Source organism: Cellvibrio sp. UBA7671 (assembly GCA_002483145.1).
Classification (GTDB): Bacteria; Pseudomonadota; Gammaproteobacteria; order Pseudomonadales; family Cellvibrionaceae; genus Cellvibrio; species Cellvibrio fibrivorans.
On the sequence record DLHJ01000005.1, the window covers coordinates 80,387 to 94,795 of the forward strand.

Annotated in this window: 9 protein-coding genes; all 9 read right to left on the reverse strand. The window is 49.1% G+C overall.

Features of this window, described 5'->3' with window-relative positions; genetic code table 11:
- The coding region (thrS, locus tag B4E62_RS06720; protein ID WP_331351552.1) for a threonine--tRNA ligase at positions 1–1,921 on the reverse strand (1,921 nt) is incomplete at its 3' end.
- A 139-nt stretch (positions 1,922–2,060) separates the two neighbouring features.
- On the reverse strand, positions 2,061–2,462 hold the full coding sequence (locus B4E62_RS06725) for a hypothetical protein (protein WP_331351553.1): 402 nt from the start codon (positions 2,460–2,462) through the stop codon (positions 2,061–2,063).
- A gap of 80 nt (positions 2,463–2,542) precedes the next feature.
- Positions 2,543–3,550 carry a lipid A deacylase LpxR family protein gene (locus tag B4E62_RS06730; protein ID WP_331351554.1) on the reverse strand — a complete coding sequence of 336 codons (1,008 nt, stop codon included), beginning with the start codon at positions 3,548–3,550 and terminating at the stop codon, positions 2,543–2,545.
- Positions 3,551–3,710: 160 nt separating this feature from the next.
- Entirely contained in the window at positions 3,711–6,125 is a 2,415-nt protein-coding gene (locus B4E62_RS06735; protein ID WP_331351555.1) for a sulfite reductase flavoprotein subunit alpha, read from the reverse strand.
- 75 nt (positions 6,126–6,200) lie between these two features.
- Entirely contained in the window at positions 6,201–7,619 is a 1,419-nt protein-coding gene (locus B4E62_RS06740) for an efflux transporter outer membrane subunit (RefSeq protein WP_331351556.1), read from the reverse strand.
- A gap of 5 nt (positions 7,620–7,624) precedes the next feature.
- The gene (locus tag B4E62_RS06745) at positions 7,625–9,568 is read right to left on the reverse strand and encodes a MacB family efflux pump subunit (protein WP_331351557.1); all 1,944 of its coding nucleotides are present in this window, start codon (positions 9,566–9,568) and stop codon (positions 7,625–7,627) included.
- Positions 9,568–10,899: an efflux RND transporter periplasmic adaptor subunit gene (locus tag B4E62_RS06750; protein WP_331351558.1), complete on the reverse strand. Its 1,332-nt coding sequence runs from the start codon at positions 10,897–10,899 to the stop codon at positions 9,568–9,570. Before B4E62_RS06750 ends, B4E62_RS06745 begins: the two co-directional genes overlap by 1 nt.
- Before the next feature lie 138 nt (positions 10,900–11,037).
- Positions 11,038–11,718: a Fe2+-dependent dioxygenase gene (locus B4E62_RS06755; RefSeq protein WP_331351559.1), complete on the reverse strand. Its 681-nt coding sequence runs from the start codon at positions 11,716–11,718 to the stop codon at positions 11,038–11,040.
- Between the two features lie 100 nt (positions 11,719–11,818).
- Positions 11,819–14,200: a catecholate siderophore receptor Fiu gene (locus B4E62_RS06760; protein WP_331351560.1), complete on the reverse strand. Its 2,382-nt coding sequence runs from the start codon at positions 14,198–14,200 to the stop codon at positions 11,819–11,821.
- Positions 14,201–14,409: the final 209 nt, after the last annotated feature.

A 14,409-nucleotide genomic window follows, 5' to 3' on the forward strand; every position in this document is an offset into this window, starting at 1 on the left:
CAGAAATATTTCGACCTCGACGCGCTATATCGGCGGTCAAGTGCGCGATGAAAGCTTCCAGATTCATTACACCCAAATCTTGTCCGTCCCTTGTGCGAATCGCAAGTGATTGATTTTCAACTTCTTTATCGCCAATGACGAGCAGGTAGGGTACCCGCTGAATTGTGTGCTCGCGGATTTTAAAGCCGATCTTCTCGTTTCTCAAGTCCGGAATTACACGAATGCCTTTTTCGCGCAGGGTTTTTTCCACTAATTTGACGTAATCAGCCTGGTTATCGGTGATATTCATGACCGCAACCTGGGCTGGCGCCAACCACACCGGGAAAGACCCTTCGTAATGTTCGATCAGGATTCCGAGGAACCTTTCGAAGGAGCCGAGGATAGCACGATGCAGCATCACCGGACGCTTGCGCACATTATCTTCAGCGACATATTCCGCATCCAGACGCTCGGGCAGTACATAGTCAAGTTGGATAGTGCCGCACTGCCATGAACGGCCCAGCGCATCCTTAATCTGGTATTCGATCTTCGGACCGTAAAACGCACCCTCACCTGGCAACTCTTCCCATTCCAGACCAGCAGCCCGCAGCGCTGTGCGCAACCCCTCTTCCGCCTTATTCCAGGTTTCCAGGGTGCCGGCGTATTTTTCTGGACGCAAAGAGAGTTTTACCGCGATATCGGTAAAACCGAAGTCGTCATAGATAGACTTGAGCATCTGGTTAAAAGAGGCAACTTCACCGACCACCTGTTCTTCGGTACAAAAGATATGCGCATCATCCTGCACAAAACCGCGCACACGCATAATGCCGTGCAACGCACCTGACGCTTCATTGCGATGGCAGGAACCAAATTCCGCCAAACGCAACGGCAAATCTTTGTGCGAACGCAGGCCGTGGTTGAAAATCTGGATATGGCCGGGACAATTCATCGGCTTGACCGCAAAGTCACGTTTTTCCGACTCAGTTGTAAACATGTTGTCGCGATAGTTTTCCCAGTGGCCGGATTTTTCCCATAGGGTGCGATCCATAATCAGCGGCGTTCTGACTTCCTGATAGCCCCACTCGTTTTGCTTGGCACGCATGTACTGTTCGATCTGTTGCCACAGCGTCCAACCTTTGGGATGCCAGAACACCATGCCCGGTGCTTCATCTTGCAGGTGGAACAAATCAAATTTCTTCGCCAGTTTGCGATGGTCGCGTTTAGCTGCTTCTTCCAGCAGATTCAAATAGGCTTTAAGTTGCTTGGCATCCGCAAACGCGGTGCCGTAGATGCGCTGCAACATTTTATTGTTGGAGTCGCCGCGCCAGTAGGCGCCAGAAGTACGCATCAATTTAAAGTTCAGGCAGAAACGCATGTTGGGCACGTGCGGACCACGACACATGTCAACGTATTCTTCGTGGTGATATAGACCCGGCGTTGCATTTTTAGGCACGTCGCGGTCCAGGATTTCCAGCTTGTAAGTCTCGCCGCGCGCTGTGAAAACGTCATAGGCTTCTTGCCAGCTGACTTTCTTTTTCACTACGTCGTATTCGGTTTTAGCCAATTCCAGCATGCGCGCTTCCAGACGGGCGATGTCCTCGTCGGTCAGCTTCTGCTCAAGGTCGATGTCGTAATAAAAACCGTTATCGATGGTTGGGCCAATAGCCATTTTCACATCGGGAAACAGTTGTTTAATCGCATGGCCGAGCAAGTGCGCACAGGAGTGGCGAATAATTTCCAGACCGTCTTCGTCTTTCGGAGTGAAAATCACCAGATCCGCATCTTCAGTGATCAGGTCATGTGCATCAACACGCTGGCCGTTAACGCGGCCACCAAGGGTAGCTTTAGCCAAACCAGCGCCGATAGACGCAGCAACTTCATAGACGGAAACGGGATTATCGAACGGACGTTTGGAACCGTCGGGGAGAGTAATAACAGGCATGATGTATCCTTTTTCAGTGGTGACCCCTACGAAAGGTCACGTGATTTTAAGAGAGTAAACAAGTATGGAAAAGCCAAATCCCACACCTACGATTGTGCGGGCCGGCGAGTATAGGGGAGCTTGAGGAGCCGAGGCAACCTTAGCGGGATGACAAGATCAGTCCGCGTTTGCGCCATTTAAGTGCCGCAACGAATAGCGTGAACAGCAAACAGGCAGCCAAGGCGATTAATACTTCGCGTAAGTGAGGCGAAAAAATCACCGTATACCCCTGCCCTTTGATAAGCGATGAAAAACTCGATACTGCAAAAGGCATCCAGAATAGCCGGAATGTTTGCCAGGGATTTGCGAAGGGCGATTGGCCATTGCTGACACTCAACATCAAGGCAATACCAATCACCACACTGATTCCCAGCGCATTAATCCAGATTTTGGGATTGGGATCAAAATGGAAATAGACAGTAACGAAATACCAGATCAGGTAATACCAGAGAATCATTTTGCCTGGTTGCAGCCGGGCAAAATAAGAAAGGATAAAAAACATATCAACCAGAACCGTAAAATTATCAAGACATCAGGCATACAGCACAAAAAATGCCATTTCCAGTATTTGACTCGATAATTTTAGATTCGCAAGGCTAAGGTGATAGCTCCAAAATTCTTTCTGGCAGTTTGGCTTTTGTTTGGCTCAGTATCCGACTGGTAGGACAAACCAATGCTTGCACGCTCCCATGCATAGGTAAAACCGGCCATTAACGAATATTGATAATGCTCCAGACCTTTAGATGCCGTTCTACCAAACTCATTACCGTCAACCAGAATTTGGTTGTGCACATAATTGCCTGTTCCTCCCAGATAGGCATACCAACCTTCAGAAGCAGCAATGGGTGTGCTGATGCGGCTGGATAAAAAACCCATCGTTGAATAGCTCCGTGCGAGGTCGCTGCCGACACGCAAGAAAACTCCTGCACCTGCGAGCGATTCCAGATTCCCAACCGCAACATCTGCTAACAACACCGCGTCAACCGGACTTGAATCTTCCGTCGAGAAACGCCACACCGCAGTACGCTGTAACTGCCAGACAAATTCATCATCGAGTTGATAGTCCCAGCCTCTGGGCTTGTCGGCATCTACGACTTTATGGACGAATTTCTGCACCTCCTCAGCACCAGACGACGGCCCCACAATGCCCACCAAGGTCGCAACATGATCGGCAAAATCATCTTTAACCACCACATACGAAGCGCGCCAATAGAGTAGGCCCGCGTAGGGTGCATCTGCAGGATCGGGAATCTCCTTCGTAATATCATCAGGAGTCACCATTGCCTGCCCAATGGAATGCACTTTATAAGTGTAGGTAGGATCCTCTTCGAGCATCCATGCCAAAGGTAATGTCAGTAGCGGCGGCTTGGTAAAGTCCTCGCCTGTTTCATTGCGCTGGCGCCAGGAAAAATAGATCCCGTTGGTATAGCCTCCTCCATCTTTGCCTGCCATAACATCATTATCCCAACTCGCCGAGATCCAATTAAGTTCGGCGACAACAGGCTGGCTACCAAAAATCATCGCACCGAATAATAGGCTGCGCGCCATGATCGACGATTCACCAAACAATACTGCAACCGTGGTTTTCATTAACGTCTCCCTTCAATAACAACGATTTTTTGAGGTATGGATTTGCAAATATCCGGCAATCCTAGTTGTTTTAAACCTTTCCTTCTGTGGGATAGGGAACGGATAAAAAAAAGCCCTCACGGTAGAGGGCTTTTTTGTCAGCTGCGATTGATACCACTAATCAATAAACGTCGCGGCGATAACGATGGGTTTCGATCAATTGTTGCAAATCATTTTCACCCAATATTTCAACCAGCACCTGATGCACGCCGGTGCCCATTGCCACACCGCCGCACACATAAATAGCCGCTCCGCGATCCAGCCACTCGCACAACTGTTGCTGTTTGGATTTCAATACATTTTGCACATAACCTTCACCATCACGCGAATAAACTTCATCCAATTCGGTAAGAAAACCCGATTGCTGCCATGCATCCAATTCAGCGGCAAAAAGACGATCTTTGCTGCGCTGACGCTCACCAAATATCAACCAATTTTCTTGCACGTCTTTGATATAGCGTTCATGTAGATGTGCGCGCAAACCCGCAATACCCGTGCCCGCGCCAATCAGAATCATCGGGCAACTTGATAATGGCGCATGGAAAGAAGGATTGGAACGAATGCGCGCAAGCACTACACCGTTTTCTTCCGCAGTGGCAGTCAACCAGCCAGAGCCCAAACCAAGCTCGCCATTTTCAGCAAATGTCTGGCGCACTACTAAATCCAATCGACCATCGGTTGTCAAAGACGCAATGGAATATTCGCGATGTGGTAAAGCGGGATTATTCTGCGGTTTAATTTCAAGGATATCGCCTGCTTGCCAATGAGCAGTACCGGGTTTCTGCGGCTGCAAACTCACACAGTAAATTCCCGTACCAAGGCTACCTTCATTAATCAGTTGCCGTTTTTGCAAACGCCATTCTTCGTATTCAGGCGCTGCAAATGCAGGAACATTTGCTACACCACTGATATCGGCAATGGTTTTTTGCCAGGCGTTTATCGCTTGCTCATTGCCATTATCGACATTGATACGAGCAAACAAGGGGGTGGCGCCACTGGCTTGTAACCAGCTTTCAACTTGCTCTGCAAACGCGCAATAATCGTCGTAACGTTTATCGCCCAGCCCTAGCACAGCGAACTGCAATTGGCTTAAACCAAGTGATGACTTCAACAATTTCCGGGCAAATCCGCGCGCAGAATCCGGTGCTTCGCCTTCACCAAAGGTCGATACCAGGAACAACATTTTTTTCGCCGATTCGAGTGTGCTCTTATCCAAAGCTGCAATATTTTTTACGCTCGCCTTAATACCACCAGATTGCAAAATCGTGGCCGTATTCCAAGCAAGCTGCTCTGCAGTACCTGTTTGGCTGGCGTAAACAATCCAGTAATCCGCATCGGTATGTGCATTGGAAATTCCGACCGCAGCAGTCTTACTTTTGCGCTTCTTCTTGCGACGATCGAAATATAAAAGGAAACCGGTGATAGTAAATAATGGCATCAATAGCGATGCAGTCATATTGATAATCAAACCCGGCGTACCAAACCATTCACCGGTATGCAATTCATAAATGCCTTGCATGATGCGCTTACCCAAAGGTTCTAGCGGCTTATAAGGCTGATCACTTATCAGCTCACCAGATGCTGCATTGATGGTCATGGAACTACGTTGACGATCATTAGTCGCATCGGGAGTGACATAATTAATCATCACCGGATCTTTTTCAGAACGCGGAAAACTGATGCTCGCAAATTTAAAATTATTAGCCGCTTCCGTTGCAAAAGTTGCCCATGCAAGATCCACAGAAACTGGAGCTGAATGTTCTTGCTGCATATTGCCCATACCGCCACGACCTTCGCGCCCACCTGGACCGCCTGGACCGCCAGGGCCACCGCGCCGCTCTTGCACTGGCTCACCCGTTAATGCGATTGACGCACCATTTTTAAACCAGCTGTAAGACCAGGTCAGACCGGTTAACGCCATCAGCAAATACATCAGGATCATCCAGGTACCTATCACCGAATGCAATGCCCAGTAAAAATTGCGCCCTTTCAAAGTGAAATCGATACGGAACCAGTTACGCCAGTTGAGCGCGCGGCGTGGCCAACGCAAATACAGCCCCGATAACGCAAAAAACACTAGTGCAAAGGCACTGAAACCGGTGATTTGGCGGCCGATATTAATACCGCCCTCTTCCGATGGAATTAATAGCCAACGATGCAAAGAACGCACAGTGCGAAAAAATTGCTCGCCGTTTATCTTTCCCAGCAATTCACCGCTGTAAGGATTGATATAAACAGCCTCACCACGACGCTCACCCGGCGGCGGCGCAACACGAATCAATGCACTGCGATCTGCTTCAGGCCAGAGCGTAATTTGCTCAACACGTGCACCATCGCGCTGCGCACGAAAACGCTCAGCAATGGCATCCGGTGTTAAACGTTCACCACGCACTTCCACACGCACAATAGATGGACTGATAGCATCCATTATCTGCCGCTCAAAACTCATCAAACCACCAGTGAGACCCACAACTGCCAACACCACGCCGGCGGTAATCCCCAAGAACCAGTGAATCTGGAATAAAACGTTGCGCACTTTATGTCCCCATGCCAGTAAAAAAAGAGTGAATGTTTAACACGGTCTTTTGTTTTTTTTTATTGTTTAATTTATTTATTCGGTATCTTGCTGCGCCAACTGCCAACCACCGCCGAGCGCTTTATACAAATCTACGGCGGCATTCAAACGCGACAACCGCTGCTGCACCAATGAATCTTGTACCTGAAATAAACTGCGCTGCGCATCCAGCAGCGATAACAAATCGTCGGTGCCCGCCCGGTAACGCGCTTCCGTTAAACGCAAGCTGCGCTCGGCATTGGCAACAATTTCCTGTTGGCTGGTTTCCTGGCGCTGGCTGATATCGGCTGTCACCAGTGCGTTATCCACCTCTTGCAAGGCCGTCAAAATGGCCTTGTGATATTGCAACAACAATTCGCTCTGGCGCGCTTCAGTCAAACGTTTTTGATTGACCAGGCGCCCACCGTTAAACAGGGTTTGCGCAAGCGACAATGTCCATCCGGATGTCTGGGTTGCCGGATTCAAACTGAATAGCTCACTGGCAGATTTACCCGCGTTGGCGCCCAGGCTAATACCCGGCAATAACGCCGCACGTGCAGCATGGATATTGGCATTAGCCGCACGCAAATCCGCCTCACTCGCCGCCAAATCCGGGCGACGCGCCACCAGATCTGTCGGAGTGCCCGCTGCAATTTGCGGCACTTGCATAGCTAACAAGTTTTCTGCTGCGAGTGAAAATTCCTGTGGCGTTTTCCCCAACAAAATTGCCAATGCCGATTGGGTTTGACGCGCTTGCAACTCCAATGGCAACAGCGAAGAGCGCTGGGTCAGTAAATTGGTTTTCTGTTGCGCAACATCCGCTGCAGTTGCGGCACCGTTGTTATAACGTGCATCCACAATTTTTTGCACACGTTCAGCGATGGCAATATTTTTATGCGCCGTTGCAATACGCTCCTGCAACGCGAGCCACTGGAACCAGCCGCTGGCAATAGCCGCTTTGATACTGAGGGTTGCAGCATCCTGATCGTAACGTGTTGCGTCATAACCAGCCTTTGCAGATGCACGTTCAGCCGCGATACCGCCCCATAAATCCACCTCATAACTGATATTGGCACCGATACGAGTAGACTCACTGCGGGTATTGCTACCGCCATCCGGGGTGGAGCGGGATTCACCGCTGGAGGCACTGGCGCTGAGCGAGGGAAACAAACTCGCATTGGCAATACGCATTTGCAATTCAGCTTGCTTTACGCGCTCTGCCGAAATTAATAAATCCGGACTTTGTTGCTGCGCGGCTTGCATCAACTCATTTAACGCCGCTGATTGAAATGACTGCCACCAATGTGAATCTACTGCAATGGTTTCGATATCGGATTGCGGAGAAGCTACAGAATAATTGCCAGCATAATTGACATCCGGTTTTGGCACTGCTGTGGATGTGCAAGCTGCAATGAAGAGTGATGCGATCACCAGCGGCAATTGTTTAAACACGAGTGCTTTTAAGTGAAATTGCATAACTATTACTCCGTCGCCAAGGCTGCAACCGGATCGAGACGAGCCGCTTTGCGCGCAGGCAAATAACCAAATAACAAACCCGTTAAGAATGCACAGCTAAATGCCATAATCACCGGCCCAAATGAATACGCTACCGGCGTGCCAAAATTGGCAATTAACATGGCCGTACCCAAACCTATGACCACACCAATCACACCGCCAAGTGCAGAAACAACCAAGGCTTCAATTAAAAACTGTTGCATGATGTTGCGCGTGCGCGCGCCAGTTGCCATGCGCACACCAATCTCGCGCGTTCGCTCGGTCACGCTCACCAGCATGATATTCATCACCCCAATACCACCCACCAACAGTGAAATTGCTGCGATGGAGCCGAGCAAAAAGGTCATGGTATTTTGGGTTTCAGAAACCATATCGATTAACGATGACATGCTGCGAATCTGAAAATCTTCCGTACCGTGTCGCTCCATCATCAAGGCATGGACACGGGTTTGCACTTCTTCCATATTTTTTTCGTCATCGACCGAAATAGTAATATTGCGCAGGTATCGCTGGCCTATCACCCGCAAGCTACCCGTATTGAAGGGAACAAAGACTTTATCGTCCTGATCTTGCCCGCCCGGGTCAGCACCGCGTTCGCTCATTACGCCGATAACCTGGAAGAGCACGTTATTAATAATGATAAATTCACCGAGTGGATTTTTATCGGCAAATAATTTTGTGGCAACGGTTTTACCTAACACCACCACCGTTGCGTAATTTTTATTGTCTTCATCGGTAAAAAAAGTCCCTTGCGCCACATCCCATTTGCGCGCCATGGGAAATTGCGCAGCGGTTGCACTGATTTCAGTTGAGTGATCAATATTGCCGTAACGCAAAGTGAAACTGCCATTCAACTCAGGTAATGCAGCCGCAACATGTGGCAAGGTTGCAATTGCATCCACATCTTCCGGCACCAGCGTTACCGAGTCCCAGCGAAAACGCTGCGTTGGACCACCGGGACGCACCAACAATAAATTGCTGCCCATAGCGCTGATGCTATCCACTACCGATTTTTTTGCACCATCGCCAATCGCCAGCATACTAATGACCGAGGCCACACCAATAACGATTCCGAGCAGCGTCAGCACTGTCCGGAAAATATTGCTGCGCAATGAACGGAATGCGGTTTTGGTCGCTTCCAGAATTTCTGTTTTAACTTTTGGTGCGCCGTGCAACGCATGCTCTTCTGCTGGCAATTGCGTTGGAATAGCGGGACCAGGATCAGCAATAATTTTACCGTCGCGAATCTCAATCAACCGCTGGGCATGATGTGCAACTTCTGCATCGTGGGTAATAAGAATAATAGTGTGACCTTGCGCCGATAATTCTTTTAGCAAACGCATCACTTCTTTACCGCTGTGGCTATCGAGCGCGCCAGTCGGCTCATCAGCAAGAATAATTTGCCCGCCGTTCATAAGTGCACGGGCGATAGAAACGCGCTGTTGTTGGCCCCCGGATAATTGATTGGGGCGATGATGCAAGCGCTCTTGCAAACCGAGCGAGCTTAGCAATTCGGTTGAGCGTGCGCGGCGCGCTTCAGGACTCATCCCTGAATAGGTCGCTGGCATTTCCACGTTCTCGCAGGCCGTTGCACCAGCGAGCAAGTTATAACTTTGAAACACAAAACCAAATGCTTCACGCCGCAACTGCGCGAGCCCGTCAGTATCGAGAGTCGCAACGCTGGTACCATTAAATAAATAATCACCAGTCGTCGCACGATCAAGGCAACCGAGAATATTCATCAGGGTGGATTTCCCTGATCCCGACTGTCCCATAATTGCGACAAACTCGCCGGGGTAAATTTCAAGATCTATGCCATGCAACACTTGCGTTGCAATTTCACCGTTACGAAACGTTTTGGTAACGCCAGATAATTTGATTAGCGGCTTAATAGGTTTAACAGCGTTCATTAACGTCTACCCATGCCCATGCCAGGGCCACCCATTCCCATACCAGCGACCGGCTTTTGTTGGCTTGGGCGCGAACTTCCGCTCACCACTTTTTCACCCTCGTTCAAACCTTCAATGATTTGCGCTTGCACTCGGTTAGTGACACCTACCAATACTTTGCGCTCTTCAATATCGCCATCTTCGCCCATTACTTTAACCATGGCGGGGCGTGGGCGGTGTGCAGATTTATCTACGCTTCCTTTTGTTTCGTCGCGACGCTTTTTCCACTCAGCTTTTTGTTCTTCCGTTGGTGGCGGTGCATTTGCTTGATCGCCCTTCGGACTCTGGCTTTGCGGACGATCTCCTCGCGGCGATGCAAAACTCACCGCAGACATAGGCACCAACAACACATCTTTCGCTTGGGATTCGATAAAAAAGACTTGCGTGCTCATCTGCGTCATCAATACACGGCTTTCGTTGGGAACATCAAATAACGCGTTGTACAAAATCACGTTATTGAGAACTTCCGGCGTAGGCTGTATGCGATTAATCTTGCTGTACCAGCGACGCCCCTGACTGCCCAGCGTCGTGAAATACACCGGCATTTCAACACGCAATTTTCCGATATCCGCCTCTGACACTTGCGTTTGCACCGTCATGGTAGACAAGTCAGCAATACGCATAATGGTCGGCGCCATTTGATTGGTATTGAGTGTTTGCCCCTGACGCGAGGTGATGGAAACCACCGTGCCATCTATAGGCGAATAAATGCGCGCATAATTCAAATTCGCCGCCTCAACACGCAAGGTCGATTCGGTTTGTTGAATTTGTGCCTGCAGGGATTTGAGCTGGGCTTGCGCTGATTTTAAATTGGCCTCAGCCACCTCAACCGCTTCCGTTGTTGTAGCATCTTCCAGCATGAGATTTTTCTGGCGTTTGAAATTTATCTGCGTTAATGCGAGTTGCGCTTCACGCTCTTGCAATTGGGCTTGCTGATTGCGCAATTGCGCTCGGGTTGCATCCACTTTAGCGGCGTAAACCGTTGCATCAATTTCAGCGAGAAGATCACCTGCTTTTACTTCCGTACCGACTTCGACATGTAATTTTTTTAGCTGGCCAGATACCTGTGCGCCTACATCGACATAATCCTGCGGTTGCAAAGTGCCAGTTGCCGTAACCAGGTTTTCGATGTCTCCACGCGCAACCAATTCGGTTGTATAAACAATTTCGGTTTCTTCATCATAAAACACACTGCGCCATAGCAGGCCAGCAAGAATCAGTACAGAAACCAGTAATGCAATTGCACCCGTTCGGGAGTGAAAAAAACGGTGTTTGGAAACAGGCAGATTCATAGTGTTATACCGCTAGACCCATCATCAAGAAACGCCAGTTAAACTGGCGCGCTAATTGTGGCGGCGAGTATAACCTGCACATGTGATGGAACTAGAAAAAAGCAGTGGGAATTAACAGTTATTGCACAATTCCGCGCGTCAAACTTGCGCCCACTGCCGCAATAAATTGTGATAGTGGCCAGTGAGGCCAACCAGCTCTTCTGTGTCGCCCACTTTTTGGCGCAGCGATTGAATATTGCAATCCAGTTCATGTAATAAATTGCGCTGCCAATCATCGCGCACCATGCTTTGCGTCCAAAAAAAACTGCATACGCGCTCGCCGTGGGTAACAGGCGCAACCTGATGCAAACTGGTGGAGGGATATAAAATTAAATCGCCGGCGGGCAATTTTACTTCGTGACTGCCGTAAGTATCCTGCACAATTAATTCACCGCCTTCGTACTCTTCCGGCTCGCATAAAAACAACGTGGAAGAAACATCAGTGCGCAAACTTAAATTGCTGCCGGGCACTAAGCGAATTGCACCATCGACATGAAAACCATAATGCTCACCACCGGAATAAGCGTTAAATAATGGTGGGACTACACGCAATGGCAAGGCTGCAGACATAAACAGCGGATTGGCATAAAGTGCCGTTAAAATAATTTCACCTAACTCGCGCGCAACAGGATTATCCACCGCCAGCTGGCGATTACGTTTGACTTGCGCGCCCTGCACGCCCACCGTCGCCTTACCATCAACCCATTGAGCTTGATTCAAACGTGCACGACATTCCGCAACTTGTTGCTTGCTGAGTAATTGTGGGATATGGATTAGCATAATTTTCTCGTAGAGATAAGGTTTATCGCGCCCTGTTTATCACCAAATAAATAAGGGGCGCAATAAATTGCGCCCCTGCATTCGCGGTTATGTCGATTAATTAAAACGCGAAGTTTACGCCCAAGCGCGCAGACAAAGGCGCACCAGGGTAATAACGTGAACCCGCATTGTTCAAGCTGCCTATATATTCTTCGTCAGTTAAGTTAAGCACGTTTAACTGCACGCTGAGGTTTTTGTTGATTGGGTAAGAGGCCATTGCATCAAACACCCAATAATCACCAAATTCCAATACGGAACGCAGCGCTTGCGCTTCTGCTTTGGTCAGGCTGGAGCTAGCCATGGTGTCAACAAAGCGCGCTCCACCGCCAATTACCAAACCATTTTCAAAGGTGTAGGTGTTCCATAAAGTGAAAGTCACTTCAGGAGACCATTGAATTACACCGCCTTCATTATTAGTTGCACCATTATTTGCTGCAGTGCGGTTACCGCGCACAATTTCAGTATCCATAAAAGCGATACCCGCATTCAATTGCCATGCTTTGGTCAAGGCACCTATTAACGCGAATTCAACACCCTCTACCTGCTTTTCACCTACCGCAGTTGATGAACCATCGGCATTGGTAGCGATTTCATTTTCGTTCGTACTTTTAAATGCAGCAGCAGTAAAGAACAAACTGTCATTCAACAAATTCCACTTGGTACCCAACTCCAAATTGGTTCCTTTTTGAGGATCAAGGTTGGGGTTGTTGATATTGCTACCTGCGGCTTGCGTTGCAGGATCAGTATTCAACGCAAAGTTGGAGCCTCCCGGCGGTAACTCAGAGGTCGCGTAGGAAACATAAATCGAACCAGTATCAGTTGGTTTATATACGCCGCCTAATTTCCAGCTCAGCAACTCATCAGTCACATGGGCATCGCGCGCAAGCAAGGTGCCTACCGGAATAAGTTGTAGTGCAGGTGCAGTGACGGCTGCCTGGCGGGTAGTGGTATCGGTTTTGGTATGGAAACGGTCAGCACGCAGTCCGACACTGACCTCCCATTGTGGATTCAAAGTAATGGTATCCAACGCATAAACGCCATAGGTGGTGGTTTCACCGTCAGTTTTAGCACCCGTGCGCACCAGCGGCTGGAACACATCGGCCGTGCTGGGGTTATAAAGGTTTGCACTTGCTTGCGTCAGCGTGGTTGAAGATGTGGGCGATACAAATGGAATCCCCATGGTGTAGTTCAATTGGCTTTCGTAAATAAATTCCACACCGGAAGTGAGATCGTGCTTTACGCCACCCGCATCAAACGATGCCGTCAGATTGGTTTGGTTGGTGAGGATTTGATTGGATTGGTCCTTACCTTGGCGGCTGCGAGCCACTTGCCAGGTATCGCTATTGGCCTGGGTCGCCGCAGGAATCACCAACGCATTTACACCGGTCAATACTTGCTCTTGCTTGGTGTGGCCATAGCGAGAGGTATTGCGCAGAGTTACACCGTCCGCCAAATCGTGCTCGATGCGCACCGTGGTCATGTTGGCATTGACGTCGTTATGGTCACTGGTAGAGCCATAGAAATTTTCAGTATCCACTGGCAACAGATCAGGACCACCACCGGTCGGGAAGCGGCCAGCATAAACACTGCTGTAGTACCCATCCAAACCAATAGTAGGGACGCCACCATCTGGAACACCTGACTGCTCCATCGACAGGAAATTCACATAGGTGCGTGTTTCAGTTCCCAAGCCCAAACCGAGCGATAATGCCAAGCCTTCAGAATTGTTTTCTACTTCATCGCGACCATCAACACCGGCATCTTGCTTCAACAGGTTTACGCGGATTGCCGATGTCTCAGTGATGCTGCGGTTAACGTCCACTGTTGCGCGCTTGAAATCGGCAGTCCCGCCGGTCACGTTGCCGGTAATGGCATCTTCCTGGTTGGCCAACTTTGAGCTGAGGTTGACATATCCCGAGGCTGCGCCGCGGCCGTTATCCACACCAGCAGGACCTTTAGCGATTTCTACTTGTTCGGTATTAAAGGTGTCGCGGCTGATGCTGCCCAGATCGCGGATACCATCTACATAGATACTGCCTTGGGTATCAAAACCGCGCATGAAGATAGAGTCACCAGTGGCCGTATTGCCATTCTCGCCCATCAACATAGTGATGCCGGGGGTATTGCGCAGAGCTTCACTCAGCGTAGTAGCAGCCTGTTGCTGGAATAACTCTTTTTTCACAACCACGATGGTTTGCGGAGTATCCACCAAGGGCTGGGTAAATTTGGGAGAACTGGCCTTTTCAGCTTTGTAGGCTGATTCAATCGCATCCGCCTCAACTTTAACGGTATTGAGTGTTTTGGTTTCTTTCGCTTCTTCAGCCGCCATAGTGCTTGCCGATGCCAACAATATGGCAGATGACAGAGCAGTTGCGGTCAACTGCACAGAGGTAGCGCGTTTTTTGGAAACGATGTGTGAAGAGGTAGATTTGATTATGGTCATGACAAGCCCTTGTAATAGTATCAATACGCAAAGAGGATTTAGGCGCACATAATATAGATAACTATTATCATCTGCAATAATAATAATTCTCATTTGAGAAAATATTTACTCCCTTCGAAATCACCCGCAGCTAAAAGTGACCGTCACTTGCCTTATTGATCATATAACTAAATGCGATTAGTCTTTCCCACCTATATTGCCAGCCATGC